The organism is Rossellomorea oryzaecorticis, assembly GCF_038405515.1.
Taxonomy (GTDB): domain Bacteria; phylum Bacillota; class Bacilli; order Bacillales; family Bacillaceae_B; genus Rossellomorea; species Rossellomorea oryzaecorticis_A.
The window spans coordinates 1-26,062 of sequence record NZ_JBBYAF010000025.1 but is presented as its reverse complement, the minus strand read 5'-3'; the positions used below and the strand labels follow the sequence as shown (position 1 = coordinate 26,062).

Genomic DNA, 26,062 nt, shown 5'->3' with positions numbered 1-26,062 from the left:
CTCCTGATTCTTATGATTTACATGCTAATTCATAAATGGCCTGAGCGTAAATCGCCGTCGCTTTGAGGAGATCCTCTATATACATATATTCATCCTTTTGGTGGGCAATATCTTCTCTTCCCGGGAATAACGGTCCAAATGCGACCCCTGCTTCAAGGCTTCTTGCATAGGTTCCGCCCCCGATTGTGATGAGCTCACCTTTTTCTCCTGTCTGCTCTTCATATACTTTTTTCAGTGTTTGCACCAGCTCATCATCCGCTGATACATGGTGCGGCTTGCTGTCGGTGAATTTTTCAACCGTAAATCCTTCAATGGCCTGAAGAGTCTTCTTCGCTTGTTCTATTTCGTAATGGACCCCGTAACGCATATTGAGACCCAGACGACCTCCTTCATCTTTCGAATAACGCAGTTTCCCTACGTTAATCGTCAGGTCACCTGTGATTTCATCACAATGGCTCACACCAAGCTTTACTCCGCGGGAATCTTTGAAGAAGTTCTCTTTCGTAAAAGCAAAGAATGCTTCTGCCTGTGAATCCAGAGGAAGCTCTGTCAAGAAAGAGGCAAGATATAACCCGGCATTTTTTCCGTTATCAGGTTCCATCCCATGAGCTGAGACACCTTCGACTTCAAAAATCACGTCTCCATTTTCAATGTAGTAGCTGCCCTTGATTTCTTCTTTTTTCGTGAATATTTCAAATTGCTGTACCCATTTCGTATGATCTTCCTCCAGATGGACAACAGCCTTTGCATAGTCCGGAACCATGTTATAACGGCGCCCTGATTCGAAGGAAACCACTATATTGCCTTCTTCGTTCCCTTCCCTTTTCATTTTCTGAACAAGATCATAGTCGGCAATCCCTTTCTCTGCATAAATGATAGGGAAGTCAGCGTCAGGGGCAAATCCCATCGAAGGCATTTCCTCTTTCTTGAAATAGTGATCGACACATCTCCAATCACTTTCTTCATCCGTTCCGATGATCATACGTACTCGTTTCGTGAAATCCGGCTTCAGTTCTTTTACGATTTTCATGGCATAATAAGCAGCCATCGTTGGTCCCTTATCATCAATCGCTCCGCGCGCATAAATCTTTCCGTCCTTGATTTCCCCGCCGTATGGATCCACACTCCAGCCGTCGCCTTCAGGAACGACATCCACGTGGCAAAGAATACCAAGAAGATCTTCTCCTTCACCGAATTCAAGATGACCCGCAAGATGGTCGACATTCTTAGGGGTAAAGCCATCTTTTTCACCAAGCATCAATAAATAATCCAGAGCTTCCTTTACCCCTTTTCCAAGCGGGGCATCTTCTGTTGCATTTTCTTCATCCAACACACTTTTAATTTTCAAGAAATTCTGTAAATCTTTTAGTAAATCATCTTTTCGCTTCTCTACTTCCTGGGTCCAATTCATCTCTAACACCTGCTCATTATGTATTTAATCTCATTCCCCTCCATTTTATACTGTTTGCTGGTGAAATCCAAACAAGGAGGGGGGACCTATAAAAAATGTTTGCGTGTTTAATTTTTGGAATTATTCATTTTTTTCTGTGAAACCTCATAAAAATAGGGATAACAAAAGTGCCTAACGTTAATTGTTTGTAAATTTAGACAATATTATAGAATTTTTGTAGAATTAAGGGTACAATATAATTGTCAGACATCTTATGAGTAAACAATCAAAAAGGAAAAGGGTTGTCTAAAGCGCATGGTACATAAGGGCACGTGAGGTGCACAAATGACGATGTAGTCTTTGACTTTGGAAAAATGATGAGGGAGTGGTTCTTTGAAACCTTCAACCAATCGTATGCTAACAAGAATAAAAGCTGTATACATGTACATTAACAAGAAAGGTACTGTAACAACTCAAGATCTCGTTGACGAATTTGGCATTACTCCTCGCACCATTCAAAGGGATCTCAACGTGTTAGCGTATAATGACTTGGTACAAAGCCCAAGTCGCGGCCAATGGACAACAACAGAGAAGAAAGTAAAGATGTCTTCATAGAAAGAAAAGCGGAAGCGCCTTGCTTAGAGGCGACAAGCATAAGATAAACCTACCGGAAAGGCGCTCTTTGCCTTTTTGGTAGGTTTAACTTATGACCTCGAGCCTCTAGGCGCTGTAGCTGGACAAGAGAAAAGCGGAGCCGACTGCTCTGGCCCGACAAGCATAAGACGAGTCGGCCGGAAAGGCGGCTTTTTGCCTTTGGGGATTTTTCAGTTATAACCTCTTGCTAATATCAAGAGGGCTGATTCCTCTATGTAGAAAATTCGACAAAACGAGCATATATCCAGAATTTCGAGCACTAATTAAGAGTTTCCGCGCAAAAAAACAGAGAAATCGAGCATATATTTATAGATTTCGAGCAAAAATCCGCCCTATGCTCAAAAACCAGGCTGCCACTTTTCATAAAAAACCTGAAAACCAACTTTTAATAGTAGTTCCAGGCTTTTTCTAACTAATTTACTAAATCAAGGACGATACTCCTTCAGCATCTCCACTTCTTCATCCGTCAACTCACGATATTCTCCAAGTTCCAGGTCCTCATCCAGCTTTAAAGGCCCCATCGACAAACGCTTCAAATAAACAACGCGCTTCCCTACACTTTCAAACATCCGCTTCACCTGATGGAACTTGCCTTCCGTGATCGTCAACTCGATATCAGATGTAATGCCCGATTTTAAAATCACAAGGTTACCCGGCTTTGTATGATATCCGTCCTCGAGCGTCACACCCTCTTTAAAGGCTTCTATATCACGTTCAGTCACTTCTCCCTCAATCACCGCAAAATAAGTTTTCGGCACATGCCGTTTTGGAGAAAGGAGCTGGTGTGACAATTGCCCATCGTTTGTGATAAGCAGCAAGCCTTCCGTATCTTTGTCGAGCCTTCCTACAGGAAATGGATTGAAGATCTGGTCTTCCATCTGAAGGATATCGATGACGGTTTCTTCATTGGCATCCTCTGTCGCTGAAATCAGGCCAGGCGGCTTGTTCATCATCAGATAGATGAATTCACGATATTCCACCTTATCACCGTACAGCATAACGGTATCCTTTTCCGTGTCGACGTGGACTTTTCCATCCTTGACGACCTCCCCGTTCACCTGCAGACCTCCATCCTTCAGCAGTTTCTTCACTTCTTTTCGGCTTCCATAGCCCATGTTTGCAAGTAATTTATCAATTCTCATGATTACACTCCTATTGTGTTTAATAAATGCCGTTCAATAATTCGTTTATTCCACTTAGGCAAACCGCCCATTCATTATCCTATTTTATACATAGGCTATTAACGATAAGCAAGAAACCTATCTTAAACTCGAGGTGAAAAGAATGTATCCTTATCGACAACAAGGAAGCGGCGGCATTTTAATTCCGATTCCCTTTCCCGGCGGCGGACAGCAATATCCCGGTTATCCAGGTTATCCGGGAGGCGGTGGCGGAGGCTTCAACGACCGTCTGGATCGTTTAGAAAGACAATATCAGCGTTTGGACCGCAGGGTGGACCGCCTTCAAAGACAAGTGGAAAGGCTTGAAAGGCAGCTTGGTTACTATAATCAGTAAAAGAAAAAAGGGGATGGACTCGATGCGTCATCCCCTTTTTTATTATCCTATCCGCAATCGGCTCCGAATCTTATTGACTCTTTCTCCAAACAACTTATCTGCTAGCTTGCTTCTCAGGCTCAAGTAAAAATAGACAAGGGCCCCCGCTCCGCCGCAGACTGCTACGAGGATGACCGATTGGAAACCGGAAGCAGGATTTAAGAATTGTTTTAGAATGCCGTACAAAATCAGCACAACCGCGGCCATCACTGCATTCATGATACCGATGGCCACCGTTCTCCTGATGATAAGCTCGAATTTGTAACGGGCATATTTTTTAATAACATAAAGGTTAATGGCGATTGCAGCCGCATAACCGATCGTTGTTGCAATGACAGCTCCCTGTGTTTCAAAAAGCTTGATCAGTGGAATGTTCAGCACCATCTTCACCAAAAGGCCGACAAGCAAACCGAAGATCGTGAATTTCTGCTCATCGATTCCTTGAAGGATCGCTGCCGTTACAGCATAAAGAGCAAATAATATTGCCACCGGCGCATATGTTCTAAGAATCGAAGTACCTAGGTCGTCACTATGATAAAACATTGTGTAAGTAGGTTCTGCCAAAAGGGCGATTCCGATAGATGCAGGAACGGTTAGAAACAGCAGAATCTGAAAAGATTGGTCGATATTCCGGCGCATTGTTTTCCTGTCACCGCTTGTGTACGAAGTCGTGATAAGCGGAATCAAGGTCATGGAAAAAGCTGTTGCCAAAGATACCGGAATAATCACAAGCTTATGAGTATAAAAGTTTAATATTGCGAAAGCATGGTCGGAAATCTTAGCGTTTCCAATTTCAGCCATTGCTGTGTTAAAGGTGATTTGATCCACAAGTTGGAACAATGGATTGGCCAGTCCCACAAAAATGAATGGAATCGAATAAGCAATGATTTCTTTGTACATCTTTGGCAGGGAAACCTCTTCTTGCCCCCGGTCTTCTTCCAAAAGCTCATCTAGATGAGGCTTCCGTTTAAACCAATACCAAATGAGCACACCCAGACTGGCGACTCCTCCGACAAATGCAGCAAACGTGGCTACACTGATCGCAGTTGTAACCGATCCGTCCATAATATGCAGTACCACGTAAATCCCGCCGAGTAAAAAGACGATTCGGACTATCTGTTCAATCACCTGTGAAACGGCTGTCGGCCCCATCGATTGATGTCCCTGGAAAAACCCGCGTATCAGACTCATGAAAGGAATGATGATCAATGCAAAGCTGACCGCACGGATGACCGTCGTTACCTGGGCCACTGAAATGACCTGTTCATCACTTTTAATGGTCATCTCTGCAAATACCGGAGCAAAGATGTACATAACCAGAAATGAGAGAATTCCTGTTAACGTCATTAACAGCAATCCCGACTTAAACAGCTTCCGCCCGACGGCGTATTCCCCGATTGCATTATATTTCGAGACAAACTTCGAAACAGCGAGTGGAACCCCTGCGGTCGCCACAGTCAAAAAGATCGTATATGGCACATATCCATATTGATAGAGCGATGCCCCTTCTTCATTCCCTTTCAATAACTCATCAAACGGTATAACATAAAAAAGACCCAAAAACTTAGAAATAAAGGTCCCTAACGTTAAGATAAACGTTCCTTTTATCAATTTAGATGACATAGTATCCCTCTCTAGAAAAGCACAATTCCATATTTAGAAGTGTGCGATTGTACCTGTATATCTTACTCGAAAATTTACACACTATCAGTAGTTTACTACTGTACGTATCGAATGACAATTTTTTTCGACGTAGTAAATAGACTACCCTGAAGACGTACTTAACTAACACAGAAAGATAAACTTTTTAAGTACGGGCGTTTTTGTTAATATTAAGTGTTGAGAAGTTAAACTATAAAGTTGGTGAAAAAATGTCAGCATATGACGTAATTGTTATAGGCGGAGGACCATCGGGATTAATGGCGAGCATCGCTTCCGGCGAGAACGGTGCCAGGGTCCTTCTTGTAGATAAAGGAACAAAGCTCGGGAAAAAGCTTGCGATTTCAGGTGGCGGCCGGTGTAATGTGACAAACCGCCTGCCGATCGATGAGATCATCAAACACATCCCCGGCAACGGCCGCTTCTTGTACAGCGCTTTTTCCGAGTTCAATAATGAAGACATCATTTCTTTCTTTGAAAACCTGGGAATTCAATTAAAAGAAGAAGACCACGGCCGGATGTTTCCGGTCTCGAACCGGGCGCTGGATGTTGTAGAGGCTCTTTTAAACAGAATGAAAGAATTACGGGTGGAGACAAGAACGAGTACGGCGGTTGAAGAAGTGATTTATGCGGATGGCGAAACAAAGGGAATCCGATTAATGAATGGAGAAGTGATCCATTCAAAAGCCGTGGTCATTGCAGTAGGCGGAAAGTCAGTCCCTCATACCGGCTCAACCGGTGACGGATACCCCTGGGCCAGAAAAGCCGGCCACACGATCACTGAATTATTCCCGACTGAGGTTCCATTGACGTCCGATGAACCATTCATCAAGCAGAAAGCCTTACAGGGATTGTCGCTCCGGGACGTTGAACTGAGCGTGCTGAACCCTAAAGGGAAGAAGCTGATCACCCATAAGATGGACATGATTTTCACTCATTTAGGCATATCAGGTCCGGCTGTTCTCCGCTCCAGTCAGTATGTCGTGAAAGCGATGAAGAAATGGAACCTGACCCATGTGACGATGGTCGTCGACTCCCTTCCGGATAAAAATGAAGAACAGCTCTTCCAATCACTTTACAAGCAGGTAAAAGAAGAAGGAAAGAAAGCGGCCAAAAATATCTTCAAAGGCCTGGTGCCGGAAAGGTATCTATTATTCTTACTCGATCAAGCAGGAATGGATCCAGATGAAAAAGGAGACCACCTCTCTTCGGAGAAAGTCCGCCAGTTTGTTAAGCTGTTAAAGCAATTCACATTTACTGTGAACGGCACCCTGTCGATTGAAAAAGCATTCGTTACGGGCGGCGGCGTGTCGGTTAAGGAAATCGAGCCGAAAACGATGGCTTCAAAAAAGATGCACGGTCTGTTTTTCTGCGGGGAAGTACTGGATATCCACGGATACACAGGCGGCTATAACATCACGAGTGCCCTTGTGACTGGCCGTCTTGCAGGCTATAATGCAGCAAAAGTATAAAAAAAGAAAGGTTGATCGTCTTATCCACGAGACGTATCAACCTTTTTATTTTCGATAAATGACCATTGCGGAGAAACAGTAAATCTGCTCTTCCATTTCTTCTGACAACGCAGCGATATGATATTTAATATCGACGATTTTCTTCTCATCCACTTTACTCAGAAATTGATTCATATCCTGCTCCAAATCCTTCTCGTGCTCATAATCAAACACCTTCACCTGAATCATTCCGAACCCCGCCTTTCTGGAAACTATCACTAGTATTGTCAGATATTTAAATTTTCAAACAATTAACCATAAAAAAAACACACTCCCTCTACAGGAATGTGTTTTCTAGCAATGACATTATTTTTTGGGCGCTGTTTCCCCTGCCCAGTTCATCATGCCGCCTTCCATGTTTACCACTTTGTAACCTTGATCCTTCATATAATGCGCTACATTTCCACTGCGGTTGCCTGAGCGGCAGATAAAAATATATTCTTTATCTTTATCAAATTTGTCAAGTGACTCAGGGATATCACCCATTTTGATGTGGCGGGCACCCGGAATCATACCCTCTTCTACTTCTTCATCTTCACGTACGTCGACTAATAACAGGTCTTCACCATTTTTAAGTTTCGTGTTCAATTCATCTGTTGTGATTGTTTTGATTTCAGACATTTACTTCACCCTTTCATGATTATCAATATTGATTATATCAAAGGTATTCCCATTCACAAAAAGTTTAAACGCTCAGGGGTATTTTTTGAGAGGCTGTGGTGTGCAGGTATTTTTATTTGGGAAACGGGATGTGCCTGGCTCAAAACAGTCCTTTTGTGCCTGGCTCAAAACAGTCCTTTTGTGCCTGGCTCAATACAGTCCTTTTGTGCCTGGCTCAATACAGTCCATTTGTGCCTGGCTCAAATTATTAAAAAAGGAACGGACCCTTTAAAAAGGTCCGTCCCCTTATTCATTCACGATCAGTTCGCCACAATATTCACAAGCTTGCCTGGTACGGCAATCACTTTGCGTACTGTTTTCCCTTCGATTTGACTCTTGATGTCTTCGTTTTCCATAGCTGTTTTTTCAAGATCATCTTTGTTCATATCGCGGGGGATCATCACTTTCGCTTTCACTTTACCGTTCACTTGCAGGACGATTTCCACTTCGTTATCAACAAGCTTTGACTCATCGAATGCCGGCCACTCCACGTAAGTGATGGAATCTTCATGTCCAAGCTTCTCCCACAGCTCTTCTGTGGTATGTGGGGCGATCGGGGCAAGAATCTTCACGAAACCTTCCACGTACGCTTTCGGAAGGGTCTCAGCTTTATACGCTTCATTGATAAAGACCATCAGCTGGGAGATTCCGGTGTTGAATCGCAGCCCTTCATAGTCTTCAGTTACTTTCTTGACTGTTTGGTTGTAGATTTTATCAAGGCCGGGGTTGGCAGTGTCTGCGACTTTGCTAGATAGGGAACCATCTTCTTCAACAAGAAGGCGCCACACACGGTCCAAGAAGCGACGGGCTCCATCAAGTCCATTTGTGCTCCATGCAACGGATGCTTCAAGCGGCCCCATGAACATTTCATACAGGCGAAGCGTATCCGCACCGTGAGACTCTACAATCTCATCCGGGTTTACGACGTTTCCTTTTGATTTACTCATCTTCTCATTGTTTTCACCAAGGATCATCCCCTGGTTGAAAAGCTTTTGGAACGGCTCTTTCGTAGGGACTACCCCGATGTCATAAAGGAATTTGTGCCAGAAACGTGCGTACAGCAGGTGAAGTACCGCGTGCTCTGCTCCACCGATGTACATATCGACCGGAAGCCAGTCATCCATTTTCTTCGCATCTGCAAGTGCTTCCTCGTTATGAGGATCGATGTAGCGAAGGTAATACCAGCAGCTTCCCGCCCATTGCGGCATCGTGTTTGTTTCACGGCGTCCTTTTTTGCCTGTTTCAGGGTCTTCGACATTCACCCAGTCGCTGATGTTGGCAAGTGGTGATTCACCTGTACCGGACGGTTTGATTTCAGTTGTTTTAGGAAGAACAAGAGGAAGCTCACTTTCCGGAACACCGGATGTCGTGCCATCTTCCCAATGAATGACCGGAATCGGCTCGCCCCAGTAGCGCTGACGGCTGAACAGCCAGTCGCGAAGGCGGTATGTGACTTTCTTCGTACCGATTTCTTTTTCTTCAAGCCAGGAGATCGCTTTTGTGATTGCTTCTTCTTTTCCAAGTCCATTCAGGAAATCAGAGTTAACGTGCTCCCCGTCACCGGTGTATGCTTCTTTTTCAACGTCCCCGCCGGCAACCACTTCAACGATCGGCAGGTCGAATTGTTTAGCAAATTCGTAGTCTCTTTCATCATGGGCAGGTACGGCCATGATCGCTCCGGATCCGTAGCTTACAAGAACGTAGTCTGCAATCCAGATCGGCATTTTGCTGCCGTTTGCCGGGTTGATCGCATAGGCCCCAGTGAACACACCTGTTTTTTCTTTTGCAAGGTCGGTACGTTCAAGGTCGCTCTTGGTTTTCACTTTATCAAGGTACGCTTCTACCTGCTCTTTTTGTTCCGGTGTTGTGATCTTTTCAACAAGATCATGTTCAGGGGCAAGCACTGCATACGTGGCACCGAAGATCGTGTCAGGACGCGTAGTGAATACATCGAATGAGGCGTCATGTCCGTCAATAGTAAAGACGAGCTCCGCCCCTTCAGAACGGCCGATCCAGTTGCGCTGCATATCCTTGATGCTTTCAGGCCAATCGACATCTTCAAGATCTTCAAGAAGACGGTCCGCATAAGCCGTGATCTTCAACATCCACTGTTTCATCGGGCGGCGCTCGACCGGATGACCTCCGCGTTCACTCTTGCCATCGATGACTTCTTCATTCGCCAGCACCGTCCCAAGTGCCGGGCACCAGTTCACCGCTACTTCATCAATATAAGCCAGGCCCTTTTCATAAAGCTTAAGGAAAATCCACTGCGTCCATTTGTAGTAACCAGGATCTGTCGTATTCACTTCACGGTCCCAATCATAAGAGAATCCAAGCGCCTTGATCTGGCGGCGGAAATTATCAATATTTTGTTGGGTGAATTCTGCAGGATCGTTTCCTGTATCAAGCGCATATTGCTCAGCAGGAAGACCGAACGCATCCCATCCCATCGGATGAAGGACATTATAGCCCTGCATACGTTTCATTCTTGAAAGGATATCTGTCGCTGTATATCCTTCAGGATGACCGACGTGAAGCCCGGCGCCTGATGGATACGGGAACATATCCAGCGCGTAGAAATTCTTTTTCGACTCGTCTTCGGTCGTTTTAAACGTTTTATTCTCTTCCCAATACTTTTGCCATTTCGTCTCAACACTTCTATGATTAAAACTCATATTGAGATCCTCCTTTAACTTGATGGTAGAAAAGGTACCGTTACAGCCTCTTTTCTTTTTAAAAATAAAAAAACTCTCATCCCAAATAAATATTTGGGACGAGAGTTGTATTTACATTCTCCCGCGGTACCACCCACATTAGTGTACGCGCACTCAGCTTCATTCATCCTTAACGCGGAAAACGGCAAGTCTTACTGTGATGTTCACACTTGCAACTCAGCAGGCGAGTTCATGATGCTTCCGGTTGACTTCCACCACCCGTCAACTCTCTAAGACAGAAAACATTCACTACTACTCCTGATCAACGTTTACAATATAGAATCTTTATATATATTCACTATTTTAGGAGAAAATATTCAGGAGCGCAAGCCTAATGTTAAGGAATTTAATAAATTTGAAGCCGTTTTTGACAGAGCAGCTCAATTTTTGATTTTAAAATAGATAACCATAAAAATGAAAAGGCTGGGAAAAACTATAAATACCACTGTCTAAAGAGGAGTAGGTTCTAAATACCGCTATTGATTTCCGTGCAAGACTTCGCTTTCCGCGGGTAGTTCGTGAGCCTCCTCGGCTTTGCCTCCGGGGTCTCACATGTCTAGCTGCAGGGTTTAGAGGCAAATGTCATAAGCCTCTGAACAAAACCCTTCCGCTTTTCTAATAAGCTACTCTTCCCGCAGGAGTCTTCGTCTTGCACTCCAATCAATCGCTGGAAACAGCTAAATTCTAACTGCATATTAAACCAAAAACCCGAACTAATTTGCCTTTGAAAACGCATATTAATTCGGGTCAACCTTATCTAGAACACGTTTGTCTCAGCTTTCTCCATACATACATCACTGAACCGTATATCCCCCGTCCAGCACCACTGCCTGCCCAGTCACGCCTTTCGCTGCGTCACTGCACAGGAACATTGTATAATCCGCGATCTCCTTTACTTCCAGAAGCCTTTTTTGCGGTACCAGCGGGTAGATGACTTCTTCCAACACCTTCTCTAGTGGAACATTTCGCGTCTTAGCCAGATCACCAAGCTGATTCTGCACCAGCGGAGTATCGACATAACCCGGGCACACAGCATTCACAGTGACACCATGTGCTGCACCTTCAAGTGCTGCCACCTTCGTCAAGCCGATGACGCCGTGTTTTGCGGAATTATAGGCTGCTTTGCCGGCAAATCCCACCAGTCCATTAATGGACGCCATATTGATGATTCTTCCAAATCCCTGCTCTTTCATGATGGGCAATGCATGTTTGATTGCCACAAAAGGAGCAGTGAGCATAACCTTCACTAAAAACTCAAATTTCTCTGTCGGGAAATCTTCGATAGGCGACACATGCTGAAGGCCTGCATTATTAATCAGGACATCCAGTGTGCCATAATGATTCACCGTCGAGGCAATCGCTTCTTTTAAATCTTCCTCTGAAGTAACATCACAGCGGATGCCAAGAGCGTCATACCCTTCTTTCTTCAAAGCGAGGGCAGCTTCCTGCACCCCATCTTCTTTCAAATCTGTTAGAACAACTTTTGCCCCGTTCGCAGCGAATTCCTTGCCGATTTCATAACCGATTCCCTGTGCTGCACCCGTTACAAATACGACTTTATTTTCAACCATGATGATACTCCTTTCTTATATACCTACTCCCAAGCTGAATAAAATGATCGCCATCGCCAATCCGATCAACGGCACAATGACGGTCAATGCCCCGACTGCACCGTAAGCTTCCCCGTGGGATTCATTACAGATCGACCGGATCGTCGTTACAACATATCCGTTATGCGGAAGGGAATCCAATGCACCTGAAGAAATCGCCACAGTCCGGTGAAGGGCTTCAGGATTAACACCCATATCGACATAATGAGGAGCCAGGATAGGCAGGGCGATTGCCTGGCCGCCGGATGCAGATCCTGTCATACCTGCAATGACACTTACTGCAATTGCTCCCCCGATAAGAGGCGATCCTGGAATATTCGTCATGACAGCTACAGCCGTTTCAAATGCCGGAACAGCTTTCGCCACTCCTCCGAATCCAACCACCGCGGCCGTATTCCCGATTGCGATCAGGGCACCGATCGTACCCTCTGAAACCGCACTCCAAAATCCTTTGAAATATTTTCGATTTAAAGCGTATGCAGAAATGACCCCGCCTAATAACGCAATGATCAGTGCCGACTGCTTTAAAGAATCGTGGAAAATAAACGAAAGAATCAGAACGACCAATAACGGGATCAGACCCATTAATGGATTTGGCAAAGGTCTGCCTTCATCAATGACAGGGTCTTCTTCACGTGATTGGAATCTTTCTCCTTTGTTGACCGCTTTGGCGATCATTCGCTTTAACCACCAGTAGCCGAACACTGCCATGAACACTGCGACAATCAAGCTGACTTCCCAGCCGGCGTATGGCGTTGTCCCTAAATATTCAATCGGAATCCAGTTTTGGATTTCAGGCGATCCGGCTGACGTCATCGTAAAAGTTACAGATCCGAAGGCAAGTGAAGCCGGTATGAATCGCCGGGGCAAATCTGCCTGTTTAAAAAGGCTGACTGCCATTGGATATACAGAGAATGCTACGACGAATAAGCTTACCCCGCCATAAGTCAAAACGGCACAGGCCAAAACAATTGCAAATACTGCATATTTCATCCCCAATTTATCAACGACAAAACGCGATACACTGTCTGCCGCCCCGCTATCCTCCATCACCTTACCGAAAATGGCTCCAAGCAAGAACATTAAATACCATGCGGCTACGAAGCTGGTAAAGCCCGACATATAGTTAGAGACCAGATTCGCCTCTCCTTCTGCAGCAAGCTGCGGAAATAGCGGCATACCGCTTAATACAGCTACAAATAATGCAGAAATCGGTCCGACAATTAAAATATTCATGCCCCGCATTGTTAAAAAGATTAATAATATAAGTCCTCCAATGAGACCAATCATACTTAACATATTGTTATCCCCCTTTTTTCAACTGAAATTTTTCTCCTGTCCTGTTGTTGCAATCGTTTACATTTTTATGTTTGTTAATTGTCTGCTCCTTTCTGTACAAAGCGTTCACTAATAGACATGCAATAATTGTGCCAACTTTCAGATTAATAAAACCAGTATCCTGCGGGGCACGTCAGTCCGGAAATTCGGACTATCCAAAGAAATCATTCACAGGATGTACACAATTAAATACAAGAAACAAAAAGTCCGGAAAGCCGGACTTAATTCCAGTTTTCCGGACTAATCCAGAAGCTCATATTTATTTAATTTTTCATACATTGTCGATTTGCTTATACCGAGTGCCTCCGCCATCTTTTTCCGGTCATACTGAAATTTTTTCAGACTTTGTTCCAAAACGCTTCTTTCCGTATCATCTATGATTTCTTTCAATGTTTTCGATTCTACATTATAAAGCGTACCCGCCTTCATGTACTCTGGTAAGGAACTCAATGGAATTTGATTTTCGTTCGATAAATAAGTTGATGCATTTATCATATTCTCTAATTCCCTTAAATTACCCGGCCAGCTGTATGAAGTGAAGACATCCATCACTTCCTGCTGAAATCCATGAATCCTTTTACCTGAAGCCTTCGTGGATTTTTCTAAAAAGAATTGAGCAAGCGGGGCGATGTCATCTTTTCTTTCCCGCAAAGGGGGAATGACAAATGGCACGACATTGATTCGATAATAGAGATCACTCCTGAATCTTTTTTCTTCCATCATCTTTTCGAGTGGTCTGTTGGTGGCAGCAATGATCCTGACATTCACTTGGTGCACCCGTGACGACCCCACCGCTTCCACTTCTCCTTCCTGCAGTACCCTCAGAAGTTTTGCCTGCATGTTAAGCGGCATGTCCCCTATTTCATCCAGAAAAAGAGTCCCCTTATGCGCAAGCTGAAATTTCCCTTTTTTCCCGCCTTTTTTGGCTCCGGTAAACGCACCTTCTTCATATCCGAATAACTCTGACTCCAGAAGCTGTTCCGGAATCGCAGCACAATTCACTTTAATGAAGGGCTGACCGCTTCTTTCACTAAGCTGGTGTATGCTGTGTGCAAATAGTTCCTTACCTGTTCCGCTTTCCCCCCTGATCAATATTGAGATATCGCTGGGTGCAATCATTTGCGCCTTATCTTTCAGTTCCCTGATGCTTTCCGATTCCCCGATAATGTCATTCAAACTGTACTTCACGCCTGAATTGATATCCTGTATGTAGCTTTGTATCTTGGACATCATGTTTTTTACATGTGAACTCATTTGCATCCATTCACTTGTATCGCGAAAGATGACACTGCCGAAAGCCCCGATCACTTCCCCGTCCACAACGATCGGGATACGGTTTGCAATCATATAGTTCCCCTTGATGTACTGCAGATCGGCCACTTCATCTTTTCCGCTCTCCACGACCTTATGCATCCTTGTATTCTCAATCACATTGGTTACATGGGTACCGATCGCTTTATCCCTGTCCACTTCGAGAAACTTGCAATAGTTTTCATTGATATAAATGATGTGACCCTCTTTATCGACTACAACCAGCCATTCAAAGGCATTCTCCAAGATGATTTCAATCATCTCGGCAGAAACTTTTTTTAACAGACTGCTCATCCTAATCCCCTGCTTTCTTGCTGTATGATCTATATAGAATCGTCTATCTATTCAAAATAATCCTTACTATTATAGTAGCATATCGATTGAAAACCGAGGGGTATTTCCAAAATATATAAAACAGGAAGAATCGGGTTTATGAATTGAAGGGAGAGGGAATCTCTCTATATAAATACGAGGAGGTGATGGAATGGAAGTTGATCGTTTAAAAATCTATTATTTAGAAGATGATGGAATCATCCCAAACAATCCGGATCTCCCTGTTCTCATCTACCGGAATGCAGTGGAAAATACAGATGAGATGGAAAGAATCTTTAATGATAATAAGTGGCTGAACAGCTGGGTGAACGGTATCCATGATTATCACCATTATCACAGCAATTCACACGAAGTGCTTGGGGTCATGGAAGGCGAAGGAAACGTTCAACTTGGCGGTAAGAAGGGCATGGAAGTCTCCCTTCAAAAAGGTGATGTCATCTTACTGCCTGCAGGGACCGGCCATAAAAAGTTATCCTCCACTTCCGACTTCAAAGTGGTCGGTGCCTATCCTGACGGAACTGATTATAATATGAAGGAAGGGTCTATAAAAGAACGCCCTCAAGTCCTCATCGACATCAAAAATGTACCTCTGCCCGAATTTGATCCTGTATATGGTGACAAGGGTCCGGTTAATAAATACTGGCTGCAAAACATTAAAAAAGTAACCGAGTAAAAATGTTCCAATTCATATACAAAAGAAAAGATTGTGTTTGGATTCATTCCGTGTTATTCTATACAAGCGATGAGCTGAATTGTGTAAGTCGGTGATCATGCCTTAATGGCAACAGACTATGTGGAGTTTGCTGATCATCCGCCTCAATTTTTTGCAAGTGGGCTTCCATAGGAAATGGGAGCCCTTTTTATATAGAAAAGCGGAGGCGCCTTGCTCAGAGGTGACAAGCATAAGGTGAACCTACCGGAAAGGCGCTCTTTGCCTTTTTGGTAGGTTTAACTTATGACCTCGAGCCTCTAGGCGCCGGAGCTGGACAATAGAGAAAAGCGGAGGCGGCTCGCCCAGCCCCGACAAGCATAAGAGGCTAGCCCTTCGAGGTCATAAGCTAAATGGTCCAAGAAGGCAAAAAGCACCTTCCCGGCCCATTCAAAAGCCGCCGGAGCTGGACAATTTCCGTATAGAAAAAGCCAATAAGCAATGTCATTGGCTTTTTTAATGTATAGGTAATGATAAGGCTGCTTCCTTTTTCAACGGACGATCATAAAGGCTTGCTAACGTCAGTGAGACGATGAAGAATCCGACCAGCGTCATGAATAATACCTGCATGCTGAACAAATCAACCAGCACTCCCCCGATAAATGGCCCAATCATTCTTCCCCCGGTTGCGGTGCTGTTAACAATCCCTTGATAGAAACCTTCACGTCCCTTGGGTGCAAGAGAATTCGCTATCGTTGGCACTGCCGGCCATATCAGCATTTCCCCGATTGTCAGGATAATCATAGAGATGGCAAACCACTCAAAATTTCCCGATACAGAAGCCACTCCAAATGAAACCATAAAGATGACCGTTCCAATCATGATCTGCAGCTTAAGATTGTCTTCAAACCGTTTGATCGCTTTTGATAAAATTGGCTGAGCGAGCACGATCAATGCACCGTTAATGGTCCAAAGCAGGCTGTACTGCTTCAAACTGATATTGATTTCCTGTGTGTAGGTGGCTATGGTCGACTGCCATTGAACATAACCGACCCAGCATAATAAATATGCCGCACAGATGATGAGAAGAGCAGTAAGCTTTGATTTGTTCCGAATCACTTTTTTCTCGTTCAAGACAGATGTCTGTCTTCCTGAATCCACCGAAATATGGCGGTAACCCAAAAGAGCGATGAAGAAAAATACGATATACATCAGCAAATTCGCGAGGAATATATAGCTGAATGAAAAAGATGCCACTAATCCGCCTAAAGCTGCGCCGACTGCTACACCGATGTTTTGAGCGACATAAACGGAATTGAATGCCTTCCGCCCGCCTTCAGGCCAAACCGAACCAGCCATGGCATACATAGAAGGGAATACAATCCCCGAACCAAATCCGATCACAGTCAAAAATACAACATAATAAGGCCAGCCCTGCCACAGATTCATCCCAATCAGCGCTGCTAATGTAATACTGATTCCAAGCAATATGGAGCGGTAGCCCCCCAATTTATCAAAAAGGCTTCCGCCGATCAGATTCCCGATGACACTTGCCGCTGCATTGATCATCAGTACCAGCCCGGCAACCGATAATGACTTATCGAGATGTTCATGCAGATAGATCGTATTGAGCGGCCACAAGAAGGAAGAACCAGTGACATTCACCATCATCCCGATAACAAGCAACCATAAAGATTTAGGCATTTTCTGCTTCCTTTCCACCCATTTATTTCGAGTCCCAAAAGAATTTTACTCTTTTTAATCTGGTGTAGCAAGAACTATTTTTATGATTTTTCTCGGAACTCTCTCCATCACCTTACCAGCCAAACCAACAAAAAAACTAGGCACCATTAAAGCACCTAGTTTCTAAAATCATTTCCCGTTATTCTGTTTTGATTTGACCGGCTGACCCTGTTTTTCATACTTTTTCTTTGCTGTTTTCACAGTGTTCTGTTCTGCACCGAATTCTGTATCCAGATTACGGAAGTCGCTTCTTGTTTTTTGTTCAGGATTATTTTGTTTAGAACGTTTTTTCAATGTAATTTTCCTCCCACTACAGTCGGATCGTGTTCTAATAAAATCATCTCATTTTGCAGATTTTGCAGCTGAAGTCTCATTCTGTGCAGCTGTTCACGCTGCTGGGCATTCGCACTGTGCGCCAGGTCAGCGACATCATTGACCGCTTCTTCAATCTGCTGCATCGCTTTCGTGTATTCCTGATCGTGATAATGCTCTTGCTCCATACCTGATTTATATTGCTCTTGAGCGTAACGAATGGCATCTTCACATTTCTGAATACAGTCTTCAATGGATTGTCTTGTTGCCATGTCGACTACCTCCTGCTCTCTTTTTGTTTAAAGAAGAGAATATGCCAGCTCTTCTTCTTCATTAGTTTTAACCTCCAGACCGCATTCAGAAGTGGTAATCTTCGCCTATTTACACAGGGAAGATACTTTCATGTCCCCATTCATGTTAAAATCTTTTTGATGAGGGTTTATACATACTTAGATGAAAGAAATTAGGAGGTGTTTGTCATCGTGGCACACCCGTTCCCGTACGCAGCAGATAACAAACGATATCATACATGGAATTACCATTTACGCAATCATTTTGGTCATAAAGTGTTCAAAGTCGCACTTGATGGCGGTTTTGACTGCCCGAATCGTGACGGCACCGTCGCTCATGGCGGTTGTACATTCTGCAGTGCAGCAGGGTCAGGCGATTTCGCAGGCGCACGTGTGGACCCGCTCGAAAAGCAATTCAATGATATTAAAGACAAAATGCATAATAAGTGGAAAGACGGAAAATACATGGCCTATTTCCAGGAATTTACAAACACGCATGCGCCTGTAGAGGTTTTGAGGGAAAAGTATGAGTCTGTTTTAAAACAGGAAGGTGTCGTCGGGATCTCAATCGCCACGCGTCCTGACTGCCTCCCGGATGACGTGGTCGAGTATCTTGCCGAACTCAATAAGCGGACTTACCTCTGGGTGGAACTCGGACTTCAGACCATCCATGAAAAGACCTCGGATTTGATTAATCGTGCACACGACTATCAATGCTATCTAGAAGGTGTAAACAAGCTTAGAAAACACGGGATCCGTGTATGCTCCCATATTATTAACGGCCTGCCTCAGGAAAATGCAGCCATGATGATGGAAACTGCACGTGAGGTGGCAAAGCTGGATGTACAGGGAATTAAGATTCATCTTCTTCATTTATTGAAAGGGACACCAATGGTCAAACAGTACGAGAAGGGACTTCTTGAATTTATGGATTTTGATGAATACGTTAACCTTGTCTGTGATCAATTGGAGATTCTTCCTCCTGAAATGATCATCCACAGAATTACAGGGGACGGTCCGATAGAAATCATGGTGGGACCGATGTGGAGTGTGAATAAGTGGAATGTGTTGAATGCCATTGATCAGGAATTGAAGAATCGAAACAGCTGGCAAGGAAAATATTATAGTGTGGATGTGAAAGAATGAAACTGGAACGAATCTTACCATTTGCCCGAAAGCTTTTGGAAAATGCGGTAAAACCGGGCGATATTACAATAGATGCAACACTCGGCAACGGCCACGATACATTGTTTCTGGCACAGCTCGTCGGAGAAAACGGACGGGTTTACGGTTTTGATATCCAAGAGGAAGCCGTCGAGAATACTAAAGATCAACTTTCCACTCATGATCTCGCTCACCGGGTGACCCTGTTCCATCAGGGACACGAGACGGTCATGAACGTAATCCCTCCCGTTCATCACGGAAAGATTACTGGAGCCATCTTCAACCTTGGTTACCTTCCCGGCGGGGACAAAACAATCGTCACCCGGCCAAGGACAACCATATCGGCAATGAATCAAATCCTGGAAATGCTGGCGCCTGAGGGGATCCTTATCCTCGTCATTTACCACGGTCACCACGAAGGAGCCGTCGAACGGGACTATCTGCTCCGTTATGTAGAGAAATTAGATCAGAATTACGTACATGTCCTGCGCTATCAATTCATGAACCAACTCAATAACCCTCCATTTATCCTTGCATTAGAGAAAAGATAAAATAACAGGGACGGGCCTTTAGCATTCTAAAGGCCCGTCCCTCACTGCTTTAAAGCAGTGCATCGGCGATGAGCTGGAATGATTTTAGTTTGTCCTTGAAATCGTATGTGATGCTGACGAGCATGATTTCGTCGGTTTGGTATTGTTCACTGAGCTGCAGGATTTCCCTTTTCACTTTTTCAGGATTTCCGACAATCATTCGTTTTCGATTTTCTCTCACGCGCGCAGCCTCAAACGAACTATATTGATAGGCTGCCGCTTTTTCCGGACTTGGGGTTCCGTTAGAACGCATGCCCTGTTCCAGCATGATCAATGACAAATCTATACTTGATGCAACCCTTTCAGCTTCCTCATCCGTTTCTGCACAGATTGTGAAGACTGCCACCGTATTTTTTGGCTTATCCAGATACTGGGACGGTACAAAATTATTACGATAAGCCTCTGTATATTGGGGGCCCCCTTCGCCATTGATAAATTGTGCAAACGTATAAGGGAGTCCTTTTTGTGCCGCAAGCATGGCACTTGAAGGGCTGGATCCAAGCAGCCAAACATCAGGCTTCGTTTCGATCATGGGAGCTGCAGTCAATCCCTGGTATGGATGTGAATCGGGAAGGGAATCTGTGAGGTATCCCAACAGTTCATCAATCTGCTCGGGATAACGATGAACATCGCGGTGCTTTCCCTCACTAAGGGCCATCGAAGCCATTGGCATTCCACCCGGTGCCCTGCCCAGACCCAAATCAATCCGGTCAGGATTCAATCCTTCAAGCAGCCTGAAATTTTCAGCTACTTTATACGAACTGTAATGCGGCAGCATAACCCCGCCTGACCCGACACGGATCTTCGACGTGTTCTGCGCCAGATGGGCGATCAATACCTCCGGTGATGATCCGGCAAGGCTCGGTGAATCATGGTGCTCCGATACCCAGAAGCGGGTGAAACCAAGCTTTTCAACAAACTGTGCAAGTTCTACTGTATTATTCAAAGCCTCTTGGGGACTCATTCCTTCTGAAATCGGTGACTGATCTAACACACTTAATTTGATAGCCAAAATTGGACATCTCCTTTAATTGATGTGAGTATTATTATCAATTCCTCAATAAAAAATGTCCAATAACATGCTTAAAGGGTGACGGCCCTAAAGCCGTCACCCTTTACAAAATCATTCTTATTTGAAGATCAATACCTTACCTACAGTACCGTCTGCACTTTCACCAGTCACACGGAATTTCAATCCGTAGTCCGGAACATCACGTCCTGCATCTACAAGACCCTTGTTGCTGTAGTCCAGACTATCATCAAATAGTGGTGTCTGAGCAGTTTGATTATCCTTCATCGTCACGCCTAACAGCTGAGAATAATCTAGGAACATTTTTTCTGATTTATTCAGGCTGAATGCCGCATCATGTACCTGGTAACGAGTTGAGCCAACCGCTCCGTCACTCCAGTAGTTTGTGCTTTGATCGGCATCGACTACTCCTACAAATCCTTCTCCCGGATGGATTCCTGTCCAGTTTTCGCTGAACTGCTTGTCCACATACCATACCACTAGACCTTTATTGAATTGCATCAAGCTTGCACCGCGGCGGATGTTGGCAAGACCTTCATCGACACCGTTGTGGCTGCGCCATTCAAGGAGGTAGTAGTGATCGGAACGTTTAATACCATCATTTTTCGTGAATCCGTCTAATGTGAATTTAGGGTCACCTTCAGCATCATCAAATAGCACTTGTTCTCCGTCGACTACAAGAGATAGGTCATCAGCATAGAAACCTGGATTGGATACTGCAGCATCCGTTACATATTCAATCGCAACTTCCACTTCTTGACCTGCATATTCAGAAAGATCGAATGATGCATCAATCCATCCATTCGAAGAACCTGTAATCCCGTTTCCAAGGTTAGAACCATGTGGGTTCGTATCAGTAGTGATATCACTTGCAACTGGGTCACCGTTCACTGTTACATATGCATAATCCCAATCTACTTCGATATCATACCAAGCCTTAAAGTTAAACTCTGCAGACGTCGCATTCGTCAAGTCCACTGTAGTGGATAATGCATTGTGCAAGTCATCAGCACTTCCTGAGAAGTACTCATACTCACCGCTTGCCGGTTCATTGATTACTGTCTCTTTTTGTGGAAGAGTTACTTTCACAACGTCATTGTTCGTTCCTTTTGTGTTTGCCTGGTCTAAAAGGGCTTCAACACCTTTTGAAGTGACCTCGTCTACATTGATTTCCGAACCGGTCAACCAGTTCCCTTGAGTCCCTTCATTGTCAACGACAGCAGATGCTTGCAGCATTTCCTTCATATACGGGCTGAAACCTGTCGGCATCGTTCCAGGGATATCACCAGCCCAGCTTCCGCTTGACATAATCGACCAGTAACTGACCGGCTCACCAGCACCAGTGTATTGAGTATCATATTCGTCCGGCAATCCAAGGTCGTGACCAAATTCATGGGCCATTACACCGACTGCACCATCTTCTGGCTCAATCGTGTAGTCATAAGCTGCCATTGCTCCTCCCCAATAAGGGACAGTGGCATTCGTACCAGGAAGCTTGAAAACGCCTCCAAGATTCCAGCGATGTGACCAGATAGCGTCAGAGCCAAGAGAACCTCCCCCTGCTTCTTCCCCTACTCCGGAATGAATGACCATCAAGTGGTCAACAAGTCCATCTGGTTCAAGGTAATTTCCATCTCCGTCAAGGTCATAGCGATCCCACTTATCATAGTCAGCAATGTTAACATTCGGATCTGCTGCTGCTAAAGCTAAAGCTTCTTTAACAAGTCCTCTGGCATCTGCATCACTTCCATCTTCAGTTGGATAGTTGCCGCCATAAGCTGCAGCAGGTTTACTAGCTGTATACCAGCCCGCAACATCTCCTTCAACGGAATAGCTTCCGCCGGATTGCTGTTCATAATATTGCTTCATGGACACATACGTTTTTCCATCTGGACCCGTCCAGCCGCCATCTCCAAACAGCATATCTTGATAATGTGCACGGGAGTAAGCATCTTCATCTTCGTAATACATATCGGTTTCGTCTGCCGTCATGGAGTTATGAGGTTTGTCCGGATAATCTACAAGAAGGACCAAAACCTTATCCGTACGTTTTTCACCGTCCCAGGCTTCCTCTTTTACAGATCCAGGTGAGTTCTTCTTCGCCTGTCCTAATTTATTTCCTTTACCGGCTGTTAAGTCATTATTCTTTATATCCTTTTGCAGCTTTGCCTTCGTCTTTGCTTCATCTTCATGAAGATCTCCGCTCACTTTTTCAGCAGCTTCAGATTTCTCCTGTAAAAACTTATTCAACGCTTTTTCAGCCTGTGCTTGAGTCGCATTCTCAGAGATTTTACCTTCTTTCTTTAACATCTCGATCAAACGCTCGTCATTTGCGATTCCGAGGTCAAATGGACCACCGTGATGATGTTCATGCTTTACCGTTGGCTTTGACAACACATTCTCTGGTACTACAGTCCCCGCTGATGCCGATCCAGCAAATGTGCCGATACCCAAGGCAGCAGTAAGAGCCATAGATAATACTTTACGTGTTTTCAACACGTCATTCCCCCTTAATATGTACTATATTTTTACAACTAATTACAATATACTAGATTTTTCAGAAAAATCCATATATTCAGACATAAATCGATTATTTCCTCCTATGAAAAATTTTTACAAGGGAATATTTAACTAATAAAAAATGTTAAAAAACGACAAAAAGCTGGACCTATGGTAATAGGTCCAGCTTTTTAGATGGGACTATTTTATTTCGTAGTACGAAATAACCACCCTGTTTATTTGAATTTTTTCAATTTCCGATACATTTTTCCGTTCCAAAAGAAGAATTTTGTCACCCATCCTGCTTCTCCCAGGAATTCTTTTGAAAAAGCCTGCACCCTTTTTTGTCGGCGGGCTTTTTCATCAGACAGGTAGACCCCGATCAATCCTTTATTGATCAACCGGTGAAAGCCGGAGTGCGGGAGTTCCTTCGTATGTTCATCCGCTTTACGCAAAAAATGAATGAGTCTCTCTTTTAGATGTTCATCATTTTCATAATAAAAACAGAAATTCAAGTCCCCTCCATCAAAGTCCTCTTCCTGGTCGATAAAATAATCGAGCAGAATATGCAGACCTTGTATGTAAGGGAAATACCCCGACTTGATTTTCTCAGTGTAAGCTGGATGAAAGTCGTGGCGGCTTGCGTAAGCCACCAGGCAAAAGATTCCAAGTGTTGACCCCGAGCATGCTGAAAACTCGTACCAATCCATCTCCGGAAGTCCCGAGCGGTGTCCTTCAAACCATGTCTGCAGTCTGCTTTCTCTTTCTTCCACCTTCACATGTTTATGTATTTGCAAATCACAATAATACGCACATAGTTCCAAAAGCTCTCTTTGAATACTTTGATAGTGGGGAATTCCGGCCAGTGATTCCTGACATGCCAAAACCAGGTCGCGCAAATACCCGCCGTCATCCTGGTCTTCCCTCAAAGCATAGTAGTTAACAGGGACAGCCCCTGCGGTCAGCGAATCTTTCATCGATTGATGGAGAAGCTCGAAATCGGCAGGGTCAAGCGACGTACTGCGATCACAAAGATTATCCAGATAGTCACTGATCGTTTGATAAGCCACCGTGAAGCGGATCGTTTCCTTTTTCTTCTTCAATGAAAGAATCGAAAGAATCGAACCCCCTTCACAATGAAAGGTTTTATGCTCAATACTCGCTAAAGCCTGTTTTCTTAATTCTTCATTAGGGATCTCATCGGCCCTCTGTTTCCAGTAATTCAGCTCTTGATGGACAAGGGGGAAAATATCCCGATATACTTTTGTCATTAATGAAAAAGGACTTGCAGGTACTGACAAGCTTAACCACCTCGTTTATAAAATGTATCCCAGCGCCTTCAGCCGGCTCTCTATAAAGAGTTTTGAGTATTCAAAGATCTCTTCTCTTTCGGGTTCGTTATAAATCTCATGGTAGCATTTCGGCCATTCCTTATAGTGCATTTCAGAAAGAGACAGCTCGTTGAACCATTTCTTTACCGCACTTTTATCGACAATGCGATCATCCCCCGCTTGCAGCACCAGAAGCGGAACATCCGGCAGCTTATTTAAATTTACTGTAGCCAGCTTGATTGCCTGCGCAAGTTCCCTGTACCAGCGGACAGAAACTTTTGTAATATAAAGGGTATCATTGCTGTCGATTTCCCGGACATCGGCGTTACGGGTCGCCATATCGATCGTTAATCCTGAAGGGAACTTGACCATCGGTGCGATTTTATTCAACCCGTAAGAAAGCCATTCGATTGGCTTCGAAGGTCCGTCCACCAGCCCCAGGCAGGGAGAAGACAGAATGACCCCTGCCAAATTGACATGTGACTCCTGAAGCATGCGCACGGCAATCAGGCCGCCCATGCTGTGACCAAGAACAAATACAGGCAGTTCAAATTGATAGGCAGCCTGAACCCAGTCCTTTACCTCGATAATATATTCGTCAAACGAATCAATATGTCCTCTTTGTCTCCTCGACGTCATTCCCTGACCGGGCAAATCCCCCATGATGACATGAAAACCTGATGCACGCCACATTTCAATGAGCCAGCCGTATCGGCCATGATGTTCCATTGCTCCATGAATAATGACGATGACTGCCTTTGCCTCTTGCTCTGTTTCCCATTTCCACATGGCAAATCCTCCTTAAATGTTTCTCTAATGGTCCGCATCTGCTACCATTATTATAGTAAATAATATTGAAAGGGGTAGTGAAAAATGCTCTATCCATATCATGATAAAAAACCTATTATTGCAGAATCTGCTTATATCGCCGATTATGTAACGATTTCTGGGGATGTCGAAATCGGAGAAGAATCCAGCATCTGGTTCAATACCGTCATCAGGGGGGACGTGGCACCTACCAGGATTGGCCGGAAAGTGAACGTTCAGGACAATTCCATCCTTCACCAAAGTCCTGAAAATCCCCTTATCCTTGAAGATGAAGTAACGGTCGGCCACGGAGTCATCTTACACAGCTGTAAAATCAGAAAAAAAGCCCTCATAGGGATGGGATCGATCATACTAGATAACGCCGAAATCGGTGAAGGTGCTTTCATCGGAGCCGGAAGCCTTGTTCCCCAGGGAAAAATCATCCCTCCAAACAGCCTTGCCTTTGGCCGCCCCGCAAAAGTGGTGAGGGAGCTGAACGACCATGATATTAGTGAAATGACACGCATTTCAAGAGAATATGCCGAAAAAGGGCAGTATTACAAAAGCATCAAACCATTTTAACTCTTATACTTGTGATACCCCAACCTGAGTGAGATTACTCGTGTTAAATTACGGGATGCTTGAACTTGCTTTGATCATCGCGAATTTGTGCCTGGCTAGATTCTTTTTATTGGAGTCAGGCCCGACTTTGCCCGACTTCAGCTTTTTGAGCTTGGCTGGCTCACGGCTGATTTGGCTTGGCTCCACTTTGCGGCAGAGATATCTGCCATTATTTCATTATATCTGCCGTTTTTCATTTTTATCTATTTAGCCCCTTTACTCTTTTGGACACCTACTTCTAAAGATATTAAGATAGAAGTATCAAAGGAGGAGCCAAAATGAGTAAACGAAA

At 44.4% G+C, this 26,062-nt stretch carries 23 protein-coding genes and 1 other annotated feature; of the genes, 7 read left to right on the top strand and 16 right to left on the bottom strand.

What is annotated here, in order from left to right:
• Positions 1-10 precede the first annotated feature (10 nt).
• Positions 11-1,411, bottom strand: coding sequence for a dipeptidase PepV (pepV, locus tag AAEO50_RS13180; RefSeq protein WP_425383198.1), 1,401 nt, complete (start codon positions 1,409-1,411; stop codon positions 11-13).
• A gap of 372 nt (positions 1,412-1,783) precedes the next feature.
• On the opposite strand from pepV, the gene AAEO50_RS13175 reads away from it, so the two are divergent.
• Complete coding sequence (locus AAEO50_RS13175; protein ID WP_032087291.1) at positions 1,784-2,005, top strand: DeoR family transcriptional regulator; 222 nt, start codon at positions 1,784-1,786, stop codon at positions 2,003-2,005.
• 464 nt (positions 2,006-2,469) lie between these two features.
• Here the strand turns inward: AAEO50_RS13175 and AAEO50_RS13170 are convergent, their stop codons facing one another.
• On the bottom strand, positions 2,470-3,186 hold the full coding sequence (locus AAEO50_RS13170; RefSeq protein ID WP_341984368.1) for a pseudouridine synthase: 717 nt from the start codon (positions 3,184-3,186) through the stop codon (positions 2,470-2,472).
• Between the two features lie 142 nt (positions 3,187-3,328).
• On the opposite strand from AAEO50_RS13170, the gene AAEO50_RS13165 reads away from it, so the two are divergent.
• Positions 3,329-3,559 carry a hypothetical protein gene (locus AAEO50_RS13165; RefSeq protein WP_341984366.1) on the top strand — a complete coding sequence of 77 codons (231 nt, stop codon included), beginning with the start codon at positions 3,329-3,331 and terminating at the stop codon, positions 3,557-3,559.
• A gap of 42 nt (positions 3,560-3,601) precedes the next feature.
• On the opposite strand, the gene AAEO50_RS13160 is transcribed toward AAEO50_RS13165, so the two are convergent.
• Positions 3,602-5,221: a polysaccharide biosynthesis protein gene (locus AAEO50_RS13160; RefSeq protein WP_341984364.1), complete on the bottom strand. Its 1,620-nt coding sequence runs from the start codon at positions 5,219-5,221 to the stop codon at positions 3,602-3,604.
• Positions 5,222-5,469: 248 nt separating this feature from the next.
• Between AAEO50_RS13160 and AAEO50_RS13155 the strand changes: the two genes are divergently transcribed.
• The gene (locus AAEO50_RS13155) at positions 5,470-6,729 is read left to right on the top strand and encodes an NAD(P)/FAD-dependent oxidoreductase (RefSeq protein ID WP_341984362.1); all 1,260 of its coding nucleotides are present in this window, start codon (positions 5,470-5,472) and stop codon (positions 6,727-6,729) included.
• Positions 6,730-6,774: 45 nt separating this feature from the next.
• Here AAEO50_RS13155 and AAEO50_RS13150 read toward each other — a convergent pair whose 3' ends face one another.
• The 6 genes from AAEO50_RS13150 to AAEO50_RS13125 form a co-directional block, all read right to left on the bottom strand.
• The gene (locus AAEO50_RS13150) at positions 6,775-6,957 is read right to left on the bottom strand and encodes a sporulation protein Cse60 (protein ID WP_341984360.1); all 183 of its coding nucleotides are present in this window, start codon (positions 6,955-6,957) and stop codon (positions 6,775-6,777) included.
• A gap of 117 nt (positions 6,958-7,074) precedes the next feature.
• On the bottom strand, positions 7,075-7,389 hold the full coding sequence (locus AAEO50_RS13145) for a rhodanese-like domain-containing protein (protein ID WP_341984358.1): 315 nt from the start codon (positions 7,387-7,389) through the stop codon (positions 7,075-7,077).
• Positions 7,390-7,688: 299 nt separating this feature from the next.
• Positions 7,689-10,103 (bottom strand): leucine--tRNA ligase, encoded by a 2,415-nt coding sequence (leuS, locus tag AAEO50_RS13140; RefSeq protein WP_341984356.1) that lies wholly within the window; start codon positions 10,101-10,103, stop codon positions 7,689-7,691.
• Positions 10,104-10,194: 91 nt separating this feature from the next.
• Positions 10,195-10,417, bottom strand: a binding site (T-box leader).
• 519 nt (positions 10,418-10,936) lie between these two features.
• On the bottom strand, positions 10,937-11,713 hold the full coding sequence (locus tag AAEO50_RS13135) for a 3-hydroxybutyrate dehydrogenase (RefSeq protein ID WP_341984353.1): 777 nt from the start codon (positions 11,711-11,713) through the stop codon (positions 10,937-10,939).
• Positions 11,714-11,728: 15 nt separating this feature from the next.
• Complete coding sequence (locus AAEO50_RS13130; RefSeq protein WP_341984350.1) at positions 11,729-13,051, bottom strand: GntP family permease; 1,323 nt, start codon at positions 13,049-13,051, stop codon at positions 11,729-11,731.
• A gap of 279 nt (positions 13,052-13,330) precedes the next feature.
• Complete coding sequence (locus tag AAEO50_RS13125; protein ID WP_341984348.1) at positions 13,331-14,695, bottom strand: sigma-54 interaction domain-containing protein; 1,365 nt, start codon at positions 14,693-14,695, stop codon at positions 13,331-13,333.
• A 190-nt stretch (positions 14,696-14,885) separates the two neighbouring features.
• On the opposite strand from AAEO50_RS13125, the gene AAEO50_RS13120 reads away from it, so the two are divergent.
• A complete protein-coding gene (locus AAEO50_RS13120; protein WP_341984346.1) occupies positions 14,886-15,407 on the top strand; it encodes a cupin domain-containing protein in 522 nt (173 codons plus the stop codon).
• Between the two features lie 492 nt (positions 15,408-15,899).
• Here the strand turns inward: AAEO50_RS13120 and AAEO50_RS13115 are convergent, their stop codons facing one another.
• From AAEO50_RS13115 to AAEO50_RS13105, 3 genes are all read right to left on the bottom strand, one after another.
• A complete protein-coding gene (locus AAEO50_RS13115) occupies positions 15,900-17,087 on the bottom strand; it encodes an MFS transporter (RefSeq protein WP_341984343.1) in 1,188 nt (395 codons plus the stop codon).
• A 168-nt stretch (positions 17,088-17,255) separates the two neighbouring features.
• Positions 17,256-17,420, bottom strand: a complete 165-nt coding sequence (locus tag AAEO50_RS13110) for a glycogen biosynthesis protein GlgD (protein ID WP_341984341.1) — start codon at positions 17,418-17,420, stop codon at positions 17,256-17,258.
• Positions 17,417-17,710, bottom strand: coding sequence for a YtzC family protein (locus AAEO50_RS13105; protein ID WP_341984339.1), 294 nt, complete (start codon positions 17,708-17,710; stop codon positions 17,417-17,419). The genes AAEO50_RS13110 and AAEO50_RS13105 overlap by 4 nt, the downstream gene beginning before the upstream one ends.
• 198 nt (positions 17,711-17,908) lie before the next feature.
• On the opposite strand from AAEO50_RS13105, the gene AAEO50_RS13100 reads away from it, so the two are divergent.
• Complete coding sequence (locus tag AAEO50_RS13100; RefSeq protein ID WP_341984337.1) at positions 17,909-18,874, top strand: TIGR01212 family radical SAM protein; 966 nt, start codon at positions 17,909-17,911, stop codon at positions 18,872-18,874.
• Positions 18,871-19,443, top strand: coding sequence for a class I SAM-dependent methyltransferase (locus AAEO50_RS13095; protein WP_341984336.1), 573 nt, complete (start codon positions 18,871-18,873; stop codon positions 19,441-19,443). The genes AAEO50_RS13100 and AAEO50_RS13095 overlap by 4 nt, the downstream gene beginning before the upstream one ends.
• A gap of 49 nt (positions 19,444-19,492) precedes the next feature.
• Here the strand turns inward: AAEO50_RS13095 and AAEO50_RS13090 are convergent, their stop codons facing one another.
• From AAEO50_RS13090 to AAEO50_RS13075, 4 genes are all read right to left on the bottom strand, one after another.
• A complete protein-coding gene (locus tag AAEO50_RS13090) occupies positions 19,493-20,494 on the bottom strand; it encodes an LLM class flavin-dependent oxidoreductase (protein WP_341984334.1) in 1,002 nt (333 codons plus the stop codon).
• A gap of 117 nt (positions 20,495-20,611) precedes the next feature.
• A complete protein-coding gene (locus tag AAEO50_RS13085; protein ID WP_425383199.1) occupies positions 20,612-22,984 on the bottom strand; it encodes an immune inhibitor A domain-containing protein in 2,373 nt (790 codons plus the stop codon).
• A 263-nt stretch (positions 22,985-23,247) separates the two neighbouring features.
• Positions 23,248-24,312 carry a tetraprenyl-beta-curcumene synthase family protein gene (locus tag AAEO50_RS13080; RefSeq protein ID WP_341984330.1) on the bottom strand — a complete coding sequence of 355 codons (1,065 nt, stop codon included), beginning with the start codon at positions 24,310-24,312 and terminating at the stop codon, positions 23,248-23,250.
• Positions 24,313-24,327: 15 nt separating this feature from the next.
• Complete coding sequence (locus AAEO50_RS13075) at positions 24,328-25,131, bottom strand: alpha/beta hydrolase (RefSeq protein WP_341984328.1); 804 nt, start codon at positions 25,129-25,131, stop codon at positions 24,328-24,330.
• Between the two features lie 84 nt (positions 25,132-25,215).
• Between AAEO50_RS13075 and AAEO50_RS13070 the strand changes: the two genes are divergently transcribed.
• On the top strand, positions 25,216-25,731 hold the full coding sequence (locus AAEO50_RS13070) for a gamma carbonic anhydrase family protein (protein WP_341984326.1): 516 nt from the start codon (positions 25,216-25,218) through the stop codon (positions 25,729-25,731).
• Positions 25,732-26,062 lie beyond the last annotated feature (331 nt).

What these genes read in the sequence shown, in the direction of transcription:
- AAEO50_RS13085 (WP_425383199.1), bottom strand. Translation starts at nt 22,984, where the DNA reads ATGGCTCTTACTGCTGCCTTGGGTATCGGCACATTTGCTGGATCGGCA.
- AAEO50_RS13160 (WP_341984364.1), bottom strand. Translation starts at nt 5,221, where the DNA reads ATGTCATCTAAATTGATAAAAGGAACGTTTATCTTAACGTTAGGGACC.
- AAEO50_RS13165 (WP_341984366.1), top strand. Translation starts at nt 3,329, where the DNA reads ATGTATCCTTATCGACAACAAGGAAGCGGCGGCATTTTAATTCCGATT.
- AAEO50_RS13125 (WP_341984348.1), bottom strand. Translation starts at nt 14,695, where the DNA reads ATGAGCAGTCTGTTAAAAAAAGTTTCTGCCGAGATGATTGAAATCATC.
- AAEO50_RS13155 (WP_341984362.1), top strand. Translation starts at nt 5,470, where the DNA reads ATGTCAGCATATGACGTAATTGTTATAGGCGGAGGACCATCGGGATTA.
- AAEO50_RS13095 (WP_341984336.1), top strand. Translation starts at nt 18,871, where the DNA reads ATGAAACTGGAACGAATCTTACCATTTGCCCGAAAGCTTTTGGAAAAT.
- AAEO50_RS13120 (WP_341984346.1), top strand. Translation starts at nt 14,886, where the DNA reads ATGGAAGTTGATCGTTTAAAAATCTATTATTTAGAAGATGATGGAATC.
- AAEO50_RS13130 (WP_341984350.1), bottom strand. Translation starts at nt 13,051, where the DNA reads ATGTTAAGTATGATTGGTCTCATTGGAGGACTTATATTATTAATCTTT.
- leuS (WP_341984356.1), bottom strand. Translation starts at nt 10,103, where the DNA reads ATGAGTTTTAATCATAGAAGTGTTGAGACGAAATGGCAAAAGTATTGG.
- AAEO50_RS13170 (WP_341984368.1), bottom strand. Translation starts at nt 3,186, where the DNA reads ATGAGAATTGATAAATTACTTGCAAACATGGGCTATGGAAGCCGAAAA.
- AAEO50_RS13105 (WP_341984339.1), bottom strand. Translation starts at nt 17,710, where the DNA reads ATGGCAACAAGACAATCCATTGAAGACTGTATTCAGAAATGTGAAGAT.
- AAEO50_RS13135 (WP_341984353.1), bottom strand. Translation starts at nt 11,713, where the DNA reads ATGGTTGAAAATAAAGTCGTATTTGTAACGGGTGCAGCACAGGGAATC.
- AAEO50_RS13115 (WP_341984343.1), bottom strand. Translation starts at nt 17,087, where the DNA reads ATGCCTAAATCTTTATGGTTGCTTGTTATCGGGATGATGGTGAATGTC.
- AAEO50_RS13150 (WP_341984360.1), bottom strand. Translation starts at nt 6,957, where the DNA reads ATGATTCAGGTGAAGGTGTTTGATTATGAGCACGAGAAGGATTTGGAG.
- pepV (WP_425383198.1), bottom strand. Translation starts at nt 1,411, where the DNA reads ATGAATTGGACCCAGGAAGTAGAGAAGCGAAAAGATGATTTACTAAAA.
- AAEO50_RS13075 (WP_341984328.1), bottom strand. Translation starts at nt 25,131, where the DNA reads ATGTGGAAATGGGAAACAGAGCAAGAGGCAAAGGCAGTCATCGTCATT.
- AAEO50_RS13145 (WP_341984358.1), bottom strand. Translation starts at nt 7,389, where the DNA reads ATGTCTGAAATCAAAACAATCACAACAGATGAATTGAACACGAAACTT.
- AAEO50_RS13070 (WP_341984326.1), top strand. Translation starts at nt 25,216, where the DNA reads ATGCTCTATCCATATCATGATAAAAAACCTATTATTGCAGAATCTGCT.